General features: G+C 46.0%; 25 protein-coding genes. All 25 read left to right on the plus strand.

Annotated features, from left to right (window positions below):
• Nucleotides 1-160 precede the first annotated feature (160 nt).
• The 25 genes from rpsL to rplO all read left to right on the plus strand — a co-directional run bounded on the left by rpsL (nt 161) and on the right by rplO (nt 14270).
• Nucleotides 161-541, plus strand: a complete 381-nt coding sequence (gene rpsL, locus PKF022_RS00280) for a 30S ribosomal protein S12 (protein WP_068320100.1) — start codon at nt 161-163, stop codon at nt 539-541.
• A 160-nt stretch (nt 542-701) separates the two neighbouring features.
• Nucleotides 702-1172, plus strand: a complete 471-nt coding sequence (gene rpsG / locus PKF022_RS00285; protein ID WP_068320103.1) for a 30S ribosomal protein S7 — start codon at nt 702-704, stop codon at nt 1170-1172.
• A 27-nt stretch (nt 1173-1199) separates the two neighbouring features.
• Nucleotides 1200-3302, plus strand: a complete 2103-nt coding sequence (fusA, locus tag PKF022_RS00290) for an elongation factor G (RefSeq protein ID WP_281776767.1) — start codon at nt 1200-1202, stop codon at nt 3300-3302.
• 45 nt (nt 3303-3347) lie between these two features.
• On the plus strand, nt 3348-4538 hold the full coding sequence (tuf, locus tag PKF022_RS00295; RefSeq protein ID WP_114637476.1) for an elongation factor Tu: 1191 nt from the start codon (nt 3348-3350) through the stop codon (nt 4536-4538).
• Nucleotides 4539-4654: 116 nt separating this feature from the next.
• Nucleotides 4655-4966, plus strand: coding sequence for a 30S ribosomal protein S10 (gene rpsJ, locus PKF022_RS00300; RefSeq protein ID WP_011901899.1), 312 nt, complete (start codon nt 4655-4657; stop codon nt 4964-4966).
• A 197-nt stretch (nt 4967-5163) separates the two neighbouring features.
• On the plus strand, nt 5164-5820 hold the full coding sequence (rplC, locus tag PKF022_RS00305; protein WP_011901900.1) for a 50S ribosomal protein L3: 657 nt from the start codon (nt 5164-5166) through the stop codon (nt 5818-5820).
• 11 nt (nt 5821-5831) lie between these two features.
• Nucleotides 5832-6452: a 50S ribosomal protein L4 gene (rplD, locus tag PKF022_RS00310; RefSeq protein WP_011901901.1), complete on the plus strand. Its 621-nt coding sequence runs from the start codon at nt 5832-5834 to the stop codon at nt 6450-6452.
• On the plus strand, nt 6449-6763 hold the full coding sequence (gene rplW / locus PKF022_RS00315) for a 50S ribosomal protein L23 (RefSeq protein WP_068320111.1): 315 nt from the start codon (nt 6449-6451) through the stop codon (nt 6761-6763). Before rplD ends, rplW begins: the two co-directional genes overlap by 4 nt.
• 2 nt (nt 6764-6765) lie before the next feature.
• Complete coding sequence (gene rplB / locus PKF022_RS00320; protein WP_216231087.1) at nt 6766-7596, plus strand: 50S ribosomal protein L2; 831 nt, start codon at nt 6766-6768, stop codon at nt 7594-7596.
• 19 nt (nt 7597-7615) lie between these two features.
• Nucleotides 7616-7894, plus strand: a complete 279-nt coding sequence (rpsS, locus tag PKF022_RS00325) for a 30S ribosomal protein S19 (RefSeq protein WP_011901904.1) — start codon at nt 7616-7618, stop codon at nt 7892-7894.
• 7 nt (nt 7895-7901) lie between these two features.
• Entirely contained in the window at nt 7902-8234 is a 333-nt protein-coding gene (gene rplV / locus PKF022_RS00330) for a 50S ribosomal protein L22 (protein WP_198929325.1), read from the plus strand.
• Nucleotides 8235-8242: 8 nt separating this feature from the next.
• Complete coding sequence (gene rpsC / locus PKF022_RS00335) at nt 8243-9070, plus strand: 30S ribosomal protein S3 (RefSeq protein ID WP_281776768.1); 828 nt, start codon at nt 8243-8245, stop codon at nt 9068-9070.
• 2 nt (nt 9071-9072) lie between these two features.
• Nucleotides 9073-9486 carry a 50S ribosomal protein L16 gene (rplP, locus tag PKF022_RS00340; protein WP_011901907.1) on the plus strand — a complete coding sequence of 138 codons (414 nt, stop codon included), beginning with the start codon at nt 9073-9075 and terminating at the stop codon, nt 9484-9486.
• Between the two features lie 14 nt (nt 9487-9500).
• Entirely contained in the window at nt 9501-9695 is a 195-nt protein-coding gene (rpmC, locus tag PKF022_RS00345) for a 50S ribosomal protein L29 (RefSeq protein ID WP_068320118.1), read from the plus strand.
• A 12-nt stretch (nt 9696-9707) separates the two neighbouring features.
• Nucleotides 9708-9977, plus strand: a complete 270-nt coding sequence (gene rpsQ, locus PKF022_RS00350; protein WP_011901909.1) for a 30S ribosomal protein S17 — start codon at nt 9708-9710, stop codon at nt 9975-9977.
• A gap of 183 nt (nt 9978-10160) precedes the next feature.
• On the plus strand, nt 10161-10529 hold the full coding sequence (gene rplN, locus PKF022_RS00355; RefSeq protein WP_015420241.1) for a 50S ribosomal protein L14: 369 nt from the start codon (nt 10161-10163) through the stop codon (nt 10527-10529).
• Between the two features lie 9 nt (nt 10530-10538).
• On the plus strand, nt 10539-10847 hold the full coding sequence (rplX, locus tag PKF022_RS00360; RefSeq protein WP_011901911.1) for a 50S ribosomal protein L24: 309 nt from the start codon (nt 10539-10541) through the stop codon (nt 10845-10847).
• 16 nt (nt 10848-10863) lie between these two features.
• Nucleotides 10864-11406, plus strand: a complete 543-nt coding sequence (rplE, locus tag PKF022_RS00365; RefSeq protein ID WP_046329383.1) for a 50S ribosomal protein L5 — start codon at nt 10864-10866, stop codon at nt 11404-11406.
• A 9-nt stretch (nt 11407-11415) separates the two neighbouring features.
• Nucleotides 11416-11721: a 30S ribosomal protein S14 gene (rpsN, locus tag PKF022_RS00370; protein ID WP_071464445.1), complete on the plus strand. Its 306-nt coding sequence runs from the start codon at nt 11416-11418 to the stop codon at nt 11719-11721.
• A 24-nt stretch (nt 11722-11745) separates the two neighbouring features.
• A complete protein-coding gene (rpsH, locus tag PKF022_RS00375; RefSeq protein WP_068947700.1) occupies nt 11746-12141 on the plus strand; it encodes a 30S ribosomal protein S8 in 396 nt (131 codons plus the stop codon).
• 10 nt (nt 12142-12151) lie between these two features.
• A complete protein-coding gene (gene rplF, locus PKF022_RS00380; RefSeq protein ID WP_216231088.1) occupies nt 12152-12685 on the plus strand; it encodes a 50S ribosomal protein L6 in 534 nt (177 codons plus the stop codon).
• 13 nt (nt 12686-12698) lie between these two features.
• A complete protein-coding gene (gene rplR, locus PKF022_RS00385) occupies nt 12699-13052 on the plus strand; it encodes a 50S ribosomal protein L18 (protein WP_215360615.1) in 354 nt (117 codons plus the stop codon).
• Nucleotides 13053-13070: 18 nt separating this feature from the next.
• Nucleotides 13071-13589: a 30S ribosomal protein S5 gene (gene rpsE, locus PKF022_RS00390; RefSeq protein WP_011901917.1), complete on the plus strand. Its 519-nt coding sequence runs from the start codon at nt 13071-13073 to the stop codon at nt 13587-13589.
• Between the two features lie 24 nt (nt 13590-13613).
• Nucleotides 13614-13802, plus strand: coding sequence for a 50S ribosomal protein L30 (gene rpmD / locus PKF022_RS00395; protein WP_015420249.1), 189 nt, complete (start codon nt 13614-13616; stop codon nt 13800-13802).
• Between the two features lie 27 nt (nt 13803-13829).
• Entirely contained in the window at nt 13830-14270 is a 441-nt protein-coding gene (gene rplO, locus PKF022_RS00400; RefSeq protein WP_068320126.1) for a 50S ribosomal protein L15, read from the plus strand.
• The last annotated feature ends 12 nt before the right edge of the window (nt 14271-14282 follow it).

Below are 14282 nucleotides of genomic sequence, written 5' to 3' on the forward strand. Positions count from 1 at the left end.
TAAATGGCCAGTTTTTTCCCCATTTGGTTGACGGAAAAGGCTGGCCAAGCTAGAATGCTGAGTTCTACTGATTCAGAAGAGGGTCTTTTTGACCTAGAAATTCTCTAAGTCATTGATTTTCTTGAAGAAAGCAACAAAGAAGTACTAACCGAGCTATTTTATGCCAACAATTAATCAATTAATACGCAAGCCAAGAGCAAAGCTTACCGTTAAAAGCAAGAGCCCTGCGATGCAAAACAGCCCGCAGCGCCGCGGTGTATGTACACGTGTGTACACAACTACTCCTAAAAAGCCTAACTCTGCGCTACGTAAAGTAGCCAAAGTTCGCTTAACCAATGGTTTTGAAGTGATTTCATACATTGGTGGTGAAGGCCATAACCTCCAGGAACACTCAGTAGTGTTGATTCGTGGTGGTCGTGTAAAGGATTTGCCAGGTGTTCGTTACCACATCGTTCGTGGCTCACTTGACTTGCAGGGTGTTAAAGACCGTAAGCAGGCCCGTTCTAAATACGGTGCTAAGCGCGCTAAGAAAGCTGCTTAATTTTTAGTAATTAAGCAGTGTAGTTTTTTGTAGTAAGTCATTGTTTGTCAGACTTAAAAGACAAGTAAGTGGCTGTTCCGTCTAAGAAACTCCTTAGATAGTAGGACAGCCGGAGCGGATGATTCATGTGAACATCCCTAACTGAACTGAAGGAGTAGTTATGCCACGTCGTCGTGAAGTTCCCAAACGGGAAATTTTGCCGGATCCAAAATTCGGCAATGTAGAAGTAGCTAAATTCATGAACGTCCTTATGTTGGACGGCAAGAAATCGGTTGCAGAGCGTATCGTTTACGGTGCCTTTGATCACATCGAGAAAAAAGCGAATAAAGAACCACTCGAAATTTTTTCAACAGCCATGGGCAACGTTAAGCCAATGGTTGAGGTAAAGAGTCGTCGTGTTGGTGGCGCTAACTATCAAGTTCCTGTTGAAGTTCGTCCGTCACGTCGTTCCGCTTTGGCAATGCGCTGGTTGCGTGAAGCCGCTAAGAAGCGTGGCGAAAAATCTATGGCTCAACGTTTAGCCAACGAATTATTAGAAGCTGCTGAAGGTCGTGGCGGCGCAATGAAGAAGCGTGAAGAAGTTCACCGTATGGCAGAAGCTAACAAAGCTTTCTCACATTTCCGCTTCTAACCAAATAGTAAAGAAAAGGCACCAACAGTGGCACGTAAAACCCCTATCGACAAATACCGCAATATCGGTATTTCTGCGCACATTGACGCAGGTAAGACAACAACTACAGAACGCGTTTTGTTCTACACCGGTGTTAATCACAAGATTGGTGAAGTTCATGACGGTGCTGCAACCATGGACTGGATGGAGCAAGAGCAAGAGCGTGGTATCACGATTACTTCTGCTGCTACTACAACATTCTGGAAGGGCATGGCAGGCAATATGCCTGAGCATCGTATCAACATTATTGATACTCCAGGACACGTAGACTTCACCATTGAAGTTGAGCGTTCAATGCGTGTTTTGGATGGCGCTTGCATGGTTTACTGTGCGGTGGGTGGTGTTCAGCCACAATCTGAAACTGTTTGGCGTCAAGCTAACAAGTATCAAGTTCCACGTTTAGCATTCGTAAACAAGATGGACCGCACTGGTGCAAACTTCTTCAAGGTCTACGACCAAATGAAGACTCGCCTCAAGGCAAACCCAATCTTGATCCAAATTCCTATCGGCGCAGAAGAAAACTTCAAAGGCGTTGTAGATTTGGTAAAAATGAAGGCCGTGTATTGGGATGAAGCTTCACAAGGCACTAAGTTTACCTATGAAGATATCCCGGCTGAATTGCAAGCTTCCGCTGAAGAGTGGCGCGAGAAGATGCTCGAAGCTGCAGCTGAAAGCTCAGAAGAGTTGATGGAAAAATATCTCGGTGGTGAAGGCTTGACCGAAGATGAAATCAAGAAAGCGTTACGTCAACGTACTATCGCTAACGAAATCGTTCCAATGCTGTGCGGAACGGCGTTTAAGAACAAAGGCGTTCAGGCGATGTTGGACGCTGTAGTTGAATTGCTGCCATCACCTCTAGATGTGCCACCAGTTCCATGTGAATTAGAAGACGGCACTCCTGCAACACGTAAAGCTGACGATGCTGAGAAGTTCTCTGCATTGGCATTTAAGATCATGACTGACCCATTTGTAGGTCAGCTCATTTTCTTCCGCGTTTACTCAGGCGTAATGAAATCTGGCGACACAATCTACAACCCAATCAAGGGTAAGAAAGAGCGTGTTGGTCGTTTGTTGCAGATGCACGCAAACGAACGTGAAGAAATTAAAGAAGTGTTCGCTGGCGATATCGCAGCTGCAGTTGGTCTAAAAGATGCAACTACAGGCGAAACATTGTGTGATCCAGATAGCATCGTTATTTTGGAGCGCATGGTATTCCCAGAGCCTGTGATCTCTCAAGCTGTTGAGCCTAAGACAAAAGCTGACCAAGAAAAAATGGGTCTTGCCTTGAATCGCTTAGCACAAGAAGATCCTTCTTTCCGTGTGAAGACCGACGAAGAATCAGGCCAAACAATTATTTCCGGTATGGGCGAGCTCCACTTGGAAATTTTGGTTGACCGTATGAAGCGTGAATTCGGTGTAGAAGCAACTGTTGGTAAGCCACAAGTTGCTTACCGTGAAACGATTCGCAAGAACTGCGACGAAGTTGAAGGTAAGTTCGTTAAGCAGTCTGGTGGACGCGGTCAATACGGTCACGTGGTCTTGAAGTTAGAGCCACAAGCCCCAGGCAAAGGTTTTGAATTCGTTGACGCTATTAAGGGCGGTGTAGTTCCACGTGAATACATCCCTGCAGTTGAAAAAGGCATTATCGAAACATTGAACTCCGGTGTCTTGGCTGGTTACCCAGTCGTAGATGTCAAAGCCACTTTGTTCTTCGGTTCATACCACGACGTTGACTCCAATGAAAACGCATTTAAGATGGCGGGTTCTATGGCTTTCAAAGACGGTATGCGTAGAGCGGCTCCAGTGTTGCTAGAGCCAATGATGGCTGTTGAAGTTGAAACGCCAGAAGATTTCATGGGCAACGTAATGGGTGACCTCTCATCACGTCGCGGTATTTTGCAAGGTATGGATGACATTCCAGGCGGCGGTAAGATCGTTCGCGCTGAAGTGCCATTGGCAGAGATGTTTGGTTACTCAACTGGCTTGCGCTCGTTGACCCAAGGTCGCGCTACTTACACCATGGAATTTAAGCATTACGCAGAAGCACCTAAGAACGTAGCAGAAGCAGTTATGGCTGCTAAAGCGAAATAATTAATTAATTTTTGAATATTGACTAGCTAAAGAAGGCAGACAAAAATGGCAAAAGAAAAGTTCGAGCGGACAAAACCGCACGTAAACGTAGGCACCATCGGTCACGTTGACCACGGTAAAACCACATTGACAGCAGCAATCGCAACCGTGCTTTCTAAAGCATTCGGTGGCGAAGCGAAAGCATACGATCAGATCGATGCTGCTCCAGAAGAAAAAGCACGTGGTATTACGATTAATACAGCGCACGTTGAGTATGAGACAGCGAACCGTCACTACGCTCACGTGGATTGCCCAGGACATGCTGACTACGTTAAGAACATGATTACTGGTGCTGCTCAGATGGACGGCGCAATTTTAGTTTGCTCTGCTGCTGACGGCCCAATGCCGCAAACTCGTGAGCACATCCTCTTGGCGCGCCAAGTGGGTGTTCCTTACATCGTCGTGTTCTTGAACAAGTGCGACATGGTTGATGACGCTGAATTGCTCGAGTTAGTTGAAATGGAAGTTCGTGAGCTTTTATCTAAGTACAACTTCCCTGGCGATGACACACCAATCATCCAAGGTTCTGCTAAGTTAGCTCTCGAAGGCGACGAAGGCCCATTGGGTAAAGAAGCCATCATGAAATTGGCTGAAGCATTAGACAGCTACATCCCAACTCCAGAGCGTGCTGTTGACGGCGCGTTCTTGATGCCAGTAGAAGACGTGTTCTCCATCTCCGGTCGCGGTACTGTTGTTACAGGCCGTATCGAGCGCGGTATCGTTAAGGTTGGTGAAGAGATCGAAATCATCGGTATCAAACCAACACTCAAGACCACTTGTACTGGTGTTGAAATGTTCCGCAAATTGCTCGACCAAGGTCAAGCAGGCGATAACGTTGGTATCTTGTTACGCGGTACAAAACGTGAAGAAGTTGAGCGCGGCCAAGTATTGGCTAAGCCAGGTTCAATCACTCCACATACTCACTTTACAGCCGAGGTTTACATCTTGGGTAAAGACGAAGGTGGCCGTCATACTCCATTCTTTAACAACTATCGTCCACAGTTTTACTTCCGTACAACGGACGTAACTGGTTCAATCGAGTTGCCAAAAGACAAAGAAATGGTAATGCCTGGTGATAACGTAACAATTACCGTAAAACTCATCGCTCCTATCGCGATGGAAGAAGGTTTACGTTTTGCGATCCGTGAAGGTGGCCGTACTGTTGGCGCCGGCGTGGTTGCAAAGATTTTGGCTTAAGTTTTACTAGTAATCAATATTTAGCGGTTTGCTAACCGGTGACATCAGTGCTGCTGATGTCACCGAGCTCTTTAGATGTATAACGTGGCAGCACCACAACGCTCTTTGGAATTAATATGCAAAACCAAAAAATTCGTATTCGCCTTAAAGCATTTGATTACCGTTTGATCGACCAGTCTGCAGCTGAAATCGTTGATACAGCTAAGCGTACTGGTGCAGTTGTTAAGGGTCCAGTACCTTTGCCAACTCGTATTGAGCGCTTTGATATCTTGCGTTCACCACACGTGAACAAGACATCTCGTGATCAGTTAGAGATCCGTACCCACCTCCGTTTGATGGATATCGTTGATCCTACAGAGAAAACTGTAGATGCTTTGATGAAATTAGACCTTCCAGCAGGTGTGGACGTCGAAATTAAGTTGCAGTAATTTGTTGTTTCCGGTCTTTTTGCTTGTCAAGATCGGTATTTCGGGATAGAATCTAAGGCTTCGCTCAATTATTTGAGCGAAAATCTTAGTTTTATCAGCATCAAAAACGTTGTAAGTTATTGATTTAGAAGTACTTTTACTTGTAAATCACTTAAATTAATTTTGCCGACCAATCGAAGTCGGCGTGGAGCATGAATATGAGCTTAGGCTTAATCGGCCGCAAGGTCGGCATGACCCGTCTATTTACGGACGAGGGGGATTCAATCCCTGTGACCGTAATTGACGTGAGCGACAACAGAATCGCTCAAATCAAGACCCAGGCAACTGATGGCTATGATGCTATCCAGTTGGCACATGGTACACGTAGAGCTACTCGCGTTACTAAAGCAATGGCTGGTCACTTCGCCAAAGCTGGTGTGATGGCTGGTAACGGTCTCAACGAATTCCAATTAGACGCAGCAAAAATCGCAGAAATGACACCAGGACAAGTAATTCCTGCTGACACTGCATTTACTGCTGGTCAAAAAGTGGACGTACAAGGCGTGTCTATCGGTAAGGGCTACGCAGGTACCATCAAGCGTTATCACTTCGCTTCTGGTCGCGCATCTCACGGTAACTCACGTTCACATAACGTACCAGGCTCAATCGGTATGGCGCAAGATCCAGGCCGTGTTTTCCCTGGTAAGCGTATGACCGGTCACTTGGGTGACGTTACACGTACAGTTCAAAATTTAGTCATCGCACGCATTGATGCAGAACGTAATCTCATCATGGTTAAAGGCGCTATTCCAGGTGCCCCAGGCGGTAAAGTTATTGTTACTCCAGCGGTTAAAACACCGTTGAAGAAGAAATAAGGAGAGCGAATATGGAACTTAAGCTTCTCCAAGATAACGGTACTTTAGGTGCGGGCGTACAAGCTTCACCAGAAGTATTCGAACGTGAATATAACGAAGCATTGGTACACCAAGTTGTAGTGGCTTACCAAGCAAATGCACGAAGCGGTAACCGTGCACAAAAAGACCGTGAGCAAGTTAAGCACACAACCAAGAAACCTTGGCGTCAAAAAGGTACTGGTCGTGCACGTGCTGGTATGAGCTCTTCCCCGCTGTGGCGTGGAGGTGGTCGTATATTCCCAAATTCTCCAGAAGAGAATTTCAGCCAAAAAGTAAACAAGAAAATGTACCGCGCTGGTATGAGATCAATTTTGTCTCAGTTAGCTCGCGAAGGTCGTTTGAATGTAGTTGATCAATTTTCTCTTGACGCTCCAAAGACTAAAGTTTTAGCTGACAAAGTTAAAGCAATGGGCTTGGATTCAGTCTTGATTATTGTTGATCAGGTGAGCGAGAACTTGTACTTGGCATCACGTAACTTGCATAAAGTTGCTGTATGTGAGCCACAGCACGCTGATCCATTAGCTTTGGTTCAATACAAAAAAGTATTGGTAAGCAAAGCTGCGATCGCAAAAATTGAGGAGTTGCTGAAATGAGCCAAGTCCGTAAAAATGATCACAACCTGATGAGGGTTCTGCTTGGACCGGTTATCTCTGAAAAAGCCACTATGGTTGCAGAGAAAAACGAACAAGTAGTTTTCCAAGTAGCTCGCGACGCAAATAAGAGCGATGTCAAACAGGCAGTTGAGTTGCTCTTTAAGGTGCAAGTTGACTCAGTTCAAATCGTAAATCAAAAGGGTAAGCCAAAGCGCTATGGCCGTTTTGAAGGTCGTCGTGACCACACTAAGAAGGCCTACGTAAGCTTGAAGCCAGGTCAAGAAATTAACTTTGAAGCGGAGGCGAATTAATCATGCCTTTGATGAAGACAAAACCGACCTCACCAGGTCGTCGTTCAATGGTCAAGGTGGTAAATCCTGACCTGCATAAAGGTAAGCCTTTTGCAGCGTTGGTAGAGCCACAGTTCCAAAAAGCGGGTCGTAACAATAATGGTCACATCACCACTCGTCATAAAGGTGGTGGTCATAAGCATCACTATCGCGTTGTTGATTTCAAACGCAACGACAAAGATGGCATTCCAGCAAAAGTTGAACGCTTGGAATACGATCCAAACCGTAGTGCAAATATTGCATTGATTTTGTTTGCAGATGGTGAGCGTCGCTATATTCTGGCTGCAAAAGGTATGACTGTTGGTCAGGCGTTGATGAGTGGCTCTGAAGCCCCAATCAAATCTGGCAACAATTTGCCTATTCGCAATATTCCAGTTGGTAGCACTATTCACTGTGTAGAAATCATGCCAGGCAAAGGTGCACAAGTTGCACGTTCAGCCGGTGGTTCAGCAGTATTGTTAGCTCGTGAAGGTGTATACGCTCAAGTGCGTTTGCGCTCCGGTGAAGTTCGCCGTGTTCTGATTGAGTGCCGTGCCACTATTGGTGAAGTTGGTAACGAAGAGCACAGCTTGCGTCAAATTGGTAAAGCAGGTGCAAATCGCTGGCGTGGTATTCGCCCAACCGTTCGCGGTGTGGCAATGAACCCAGTAGATCACCCACACGGTGGTGGTGAAGGTAGAACTGGCGAAGGCCGTGTACCTGTATCTCCATGGGGCACTCCAACCAAAGGTTATCGCACACGTCGCAATAAGCGTACAACTTCGATGATCGTTCAACGTCGTCAAAAACGTTAAGCGATAAGGATAAATAGATATGACACGTTCAGCTAAAAAAGGCCCATTCTGCGACGCCAGCTTAGTAAAAAAAGTTGAAGTTGCACAAGCCAACAAAGACAAAAAGCCGATCAAAACTTGGTCACGCCGTTCAACAATCCTCCCGGACTTTATTGGTCTGACGATTGCTGTACATAACGGTCGTCAACACGTTCCGGTATATGTATCAGAAAACATGGTGGGTCATAAGTTAGGCGAATTTGCCTTGACCCGTACTTTCAAAGGTCACGCTGCTGACAAGAAAGTAACGAAGAAGTAAGGGGATGATGATGGAAGTTAAAGCTATTCACAAGGGTGCCCGCATTTCTGCGCAAAAGACACGTTTGGTCGCCGACCAAATTCGTGGTTTGCCAATTGCTCGCGCATTAAACATTTTGAACTTCAGCCCCAAGAAAGCTGCCTTCATTGTGAAGAAAGTTGTTGAGTCCGCAGTGGCCAACGCTGAACACAATAAAGGTGCTGACATTGATGAGCTCAAGGTTTCAGCAATTATTGTTGATAAAGGCACTTCATTGAAGCGCTTTACCGCACGCGCTAAGGGTCGTGGCAATCAAATTGAAAAACAAACTTGTCACATTAGCGTGACCTTGAGTAACTAAGGAAAGATATGGGACAAAAGATAAACCCAACCGGATTCCGACTCGCGGTAACGAAGAATTGGACATCACGTTGGTATGCAAACAATACTGACTTCGCAAAGATGCTGAAAGAGGACGTTGATGTCCGAATCTATCTTAAGAAGAAGTTGAAGAATGCGTCCGTAAGCAAAGTAGTGATTGAGCGTCCTGCAAAGAACGCACGTATCACTATCTATAGCTCACGTCCAGGCGTTGTAATCGGTAAAAAAGGCGAAGATATTGAAGTGCTCCGCCGCGAATTACAAAAGCGCATGGGCGTTCCAGTTCACGTGAACATCGAAGAAATTCGTAAGCCTGAAGTTGACGCGCAATTGATCGCTGACTCTATTACTCAACAGTTAGAGAAGCGCATTATGTTCCGCCGTGCTATGAAGCGTGCAATGCAAAATGCAATGCGTCTTGGTGCACAAGGCATCAAGATCATGTCATCAGGCCGTTTGAATGGTGCTGAGATTGCTCGTCGCGAATGGTACCGTGAAGGTCGCGTTCCACTTCATACATTGAAGGCTGATATTGATTACGCAACTTCAGAAGCGGAAACAACATACGGCATCATCGGTGTAAAAGTTTGGGTATACAAAGGCGACACATTGGGTCGTGGTGCAGAACCTCAAGTAGCTGCTCCATCTGCTGAACCAGCTGCCGAAGAAAAGAAAACTCGTCGTGCTCCAAGCAAGACAGCTGCTCGTAAACCAGCTGCTGGCACAGACAAGCCATTAGTTGCTGCTAAACCAGCAGTAAAGCGTGTGCGTAAGGTTGAAACACCTGCCGCAGATACGCAGAAGTCAGGAGAGTAAGCATGCTACAACCAAAGCGTCGCAAGTATCGTAAGGAACAAAAAGGCCGTAACACTGGCGTGGCAACACGCGGTAGTTCTGTAGCCTTTGGTGACTTTGGATTGAAGGCCGTTGGCCGTGGTCGTTTGACTGCTCGTCAAATTGAGTCAGCACGTCGTGCAATGACTCGTCACATTAAACGTGGTGGCCGTATTTGGATTCGCATTTTCCCAGATAAGCCAATTTCACAAAAACCTGCTGAAGTACGTATGGGTAACGGTAAAGGTAACCCAGAGTACTACGTAGCTGAAATTCAACCAGGCAAAGTGCTCTACGAGATGGACGGTGTTGATGAGCAATTGGCGCGCGAAGCTTTCAAGCTTGCTGCTGCTAAGTTGCCTTTACAGACCACTTTCGTGATTCGCCACTTAGGTTGATCGGGATAGAGATTATGAAAAATACAGAATTAGCATCAAAAGATCTGAACGCTTTAAATGCAGAGTTGACCGAGTTGCTTAAGACCGGCTTCAAGCTCCGCATGCAAAAAGGCACTCAGCAACTCACAAATACCAGCCAATTGGGTAAAAATAAGCGCGACATCGCTCGTGTGAAGACTTTTATCGCCCAAAAGACTGCACAGAAATAAGGAAAAAGGGATATGACAGAATTATCTAAACCCTTGCGCCGCACCCTCGTGGGACGCGTTGTTAGCGACAAAATGCAAAAAACTGTGACGGTGTTGGTTGAGCGTCAAGTTAAGCATCCAGTGATTGGTAAGTACGTTGGCCAGTCCAAAAAGTACCACGCTCATGACGAAGCTGGCACATACAAGATGGGTGATACCGTTGAAATAGCTGAATCTAAGCCAATTTCACGCACTAAATCTTGGGTTGTGACCCGTTTAGTTGAGGCTTCAAAGGGTATTTAAAGAAATATTAGGGATTTTGGCGAAGTTTCTTCCCAAATCCCTGTTTTACGTAGTAGAATAGAAGGCTTCTCTGGTTTTATTGGAGAAGCAGTGTTTTTCATTAATTCCGGGTTTTAGCTTTCGTTAAAACCCATAGACGGAACCAAGACTGTTTGCCTTTGGCCAATAAGTTGGGGATTAGAAATGATACAAACCGAAAGTAGATTACAGGTTGCCGATAACACAGGCGCCAGTGAAGTGTTGTGCATCAAGGTATTGGGCGGCTCTAAGCGTCGTTACGCCAGTATCGGTGATGTCATTAAAGTGACTGTAAAGTCCGCTGCTCCACGTGGCCGTGTAAAAAAAGGTGACATTTATAACGCCGTAGTAGTGAGAACTGCTAAGGGTGTTCGCCGTCCAGATGGTTCATTGATTAAGTTCGATGGCAACGCTGCGGTATTGCTCAACGCAAAGTTAGAGCCAATTGGCACACGTATCTTTGGACCAGTGACGCGCGAGTTGCGTACTGAAAAGTTCATGAAGATCGTTTCTCTCGCCCCCGAAGTTATTTAAGAGGCTGATATGAAAAAGATTCGTAAAGGTGATTCCGTAGTTCTGTTGACTGGCCGCGATAAGGGCAAGCAAGGAACTGTTACAGCCGTTCTCGAGAACAAATTAGTGATCGAAGGCGTAAACATTTATAAAAAGAGCGTTAAGCCAAATCCAGCAGCCGGTGTTACTGGCGGCATGATTGACAAGACGATGCCTGTTCACATTTCTAATGTGGCTGTGGTTGACGGTAACGGCAAACCATCACGTGTTGGTATCAAACTCGTGGACGGTAAAAAGCAACGTTTCCTCAAAACCACTGGCGCAACTTTAAGCGCATAAGGGGCACGGAGAAATTATGAGCACACGTTTTCAAGAACACTATCAAGCTAAAGTAGTTGCAGATTTGATTGCCAAGTTTGGTTACAAGTCTGTAATGGAAGTTCCACGTATCACCAAGGTAACCCTGAACATGGGTTTAGGCGATGCAGTGAACGACAAGAAAATTATCGAAAATGCAGTTGGCGATTTAACTAAAGTTGCTGGTCAAAAGCCAGTGGTAACTAAAGCGAAAAAAGCGATTGCAGGTTTCAAGATTCGTCAAGGTTACCCAATTGGTGCCATGGTGACATTGCGTGGTGCACGCATGTACGAATTCTTGGATCGTTTCGTTACTGTTGCATTGCCACGCGTACGCGACTTCCGCGGTATTTCTGGTAAAGCATTTGATGGCCGTGGTAACTACAACATCGGCGTTAAAGAACAGATCATTTTCCCTGAAATCGAATACGACAAGATTGATGCCCTCCGTGGTCTCAATATCAGTATTACGACGACTGCTAAAACCGACGAAGAAGCAAAAGCTTTGTTGGCAGCATTCAAATTCCCTTTCCGCAATTAAGAGGCTAACGTGGCAAAACTATCCCTGATTGAGCGCGAGAATAAGCGCGCAAAAACTGTAGAGAAGTACGCTGCCAAGCGTGCTGAACTCAAAGCGATCATTGCTGATCAATCACGCAGCGATGAAGAGCGCTATGAAGCTCGCTTGAAGCTACAGGCACTTCCACGTAACGCAAGCCCGATTCGTCAAAGAAATCGTTGTTCATTAACCGGTCGCCCACGTGGCACATTCCGTAAATTCGGTTTGGCTCGTAGCAAGATTCGTGAAATCGCCTTCCGTGGCGAAATCCCCGGTTTAACCAAGGCCAGCTGGTAAGCGGCGAAAGAATTAGGAGAACTCATGAGTATCAGCGATCCAATCGCCGACATGTTGACCCGGATCCGCAATGCGCAAGCAGTGCAAAAGCCGTTAGTCACAATGCCGTCGTCAAAAGTTAAAGTAGCCATCGCAAAAGTTTTGCAAGACGAAGGTTATATCGAAAGTTTTGAAATCAAAGGTGAAGCAGCTAAGCCAGTGCTCCACATTGATCTCAAATACTATGCAGGCCGTCCTGTTATCGAGCGTATCGACCGTGTATCTACACCAAGTCTGCGTATCTATAAAGGCCGTCATGACATTCCAGAAGTAATGAATGGCTTGGGCATTGCAATTATTTCAACCCCTCAAGGCGTAATGACAGACCGTAAAGCACGTGCAACAGGCGTGGGCGGCGAAGTTATTTGCTACGTAGCTTAAGGAGCGAAATATGTCCCGCGTAGGTAAATCACCAATTACAGTTCCTAAGGGCGCTGAAATCAGCATCAACGGTGCAAACATCACAGTTAAAGGTCCATTAGGCACTTTGACACATAACTTGCATCCTTCTGTTGGTTTGAAACAAGAAGATGGCGTATTGACAGTTGTTTTAAATAACGACACACCAGAAGCTGGTGCACAGTCAGGTACAGCACGCGCTTTAGTGAACAACATGGTTGTTGGCGTAACTACTGGCTTTGAGCGCAAGCTTAGCTTGGTAGGCGTTGGTTACCGTGCTGCTGCTCAAGGCGAAACATTGAAATTGCAGTTAGGTTTCTCACACGACATTATTTACAACCTCCCAAAGGGTGTAAAGGCTGAGACTCCAACTCAAACTGAAATCATTATCAAAGGTTCCAACAAGCAGCAAGTTGGCCAGGTCGCAGCTGAAGTTCGCGCATACCGTTCACCAGAGCCATACAAAGGCAAGGGTGTTCGCTACGTGGATGAGGTTGTGCATCTGAAAGAAACTAAGAAGAAGTAAGCGAGATTAGAAAATGAATAAAGACGAATCCAGACAAAGACGCGCTAGGCAGACTCGTATTCGCATTGCCGAGGCATTGGCAAATCGCTTAACAGTTATCCGTAGCAATACTCATATTTCTGCTCAGGTTTATAGCCCATGCGGAACCAAGGTTGTAGCAGCTGCTTCAACAATGGAAAAAGATTTGCGCCAAGCGATCAAAAACGGCGGCAACGCTGAAGCGGCAAAACAAATCGGCAAGTTAGTTGCTGAGCGCGCTGTTAAGGCAGGCGTTGTTGATGTTGCGTTTGATCGCTCCGGTCATCGTTACCACGGCCGTATTAAGGCCTTAGCTGAAGCTGCGCGTGAAGCCGGCCTGAAGTTCTAATAGGGTTTAGGAAAAAACATGGCAAAAATGCAAACTAAGATGCAAAACGAAGAGCGTGATGATGGTCTTCGCGAGAAGATGATCGCTGTTAATCGTGTAACTAAAGTGGTTAAGGGTGGTCGTATTCTCGGCTTTGCTGCACTCACTGTAGTTGGCGATGGCGATGGCCGCATCGGCATGGGTAAAGGTAAGTCAAAAGAAGTTCCGGTTGCTGTTCAAAAGGCAATGGACGAAGCTCGTCGCAAGATGATCAAAGTTACTTTACGTAAAGGTACTTTGCAGCACACTGTTACTGGTCAACATGGCGCGTCACGCGTTTTGATTTCTCCAGCTAAAGACGGTACTGGAATTATTGCTGGTGGCCCAATGCGCGCGATTTTCGACGTAATGGGCGTAACCAACGTGGTAGCTAAGTCACTTGGCTCAACAAACCCATACAACTTGGTTCGTGCAACCATTGACGGTTTGAGCAAGATGAGTACTCCTGCTGAGATTGCTGCGAAGCGCGGTAAATCAGTTGAAGAGATTCTCGGCTAAGACCAAAAGATTAGGAATCTATAAATGACAACATCTAACTCCAAAGTCAAACTGCAATTAGTACGCAGCTTGATCGGTACACGCGAAAGCCATCGTGCAACTGTACGTGGCTTAGGCCTAGGTCGTATCAATTCAGTTTCTGAATTGGAAGACACTCCAGCTGTTCGCGGCATGATTAATAAAGTTTCTTATCTAGTTAAAGTCATTGGCTAATAACTAGCAAGTAAATAGGCGAAGAATATGCAACTCAACACAATTAAACCTGCAGAAGGCTCTAAGAAAAACCGTCGTCGCGTTGGTCGCGGCATTGGTTCTGGTCTTGGTAAAACTGCTGGCCGTGGTCACAAAGGTCAAAAATCCCGTTCTGGTGGTTTCCACAAGGTTGGATTTGAAGGCGGTCAGATGCCTATGTATCGTCGTTTGCCAAAACGCGGTTTCGTATCTTTGACACGTCGTCACGTTGGCCAAATTACTTTGAACGACTTAGCAAAAATCAACTTGCCAGAAGTGGACCTCTTGGTATTGAAGGCTCACGGCTTTGCTGGTGAGCAGATCAATGCAGTTAAGGTGATCAAGACTGGCGAACTCAAGATTGCTGTAACCCTCAAGGGCATTACAGCTACTGCTGGCGCGAAAGCTGCTATTGAAGCAGCTGGCGGCAAATTGGTTGAGTTAGCTTAATAGGCCTTTTAG

Origin of the sequence: Polynucleobacter sp. KF022 (genome assembly GCF_027924105.1) — a bacterium.
GTDB lineage: Bacteria > Pseudomonadota > Gammaproteobacteria > Burkholderiales > Burkholderiaceae > Polynucleobacter.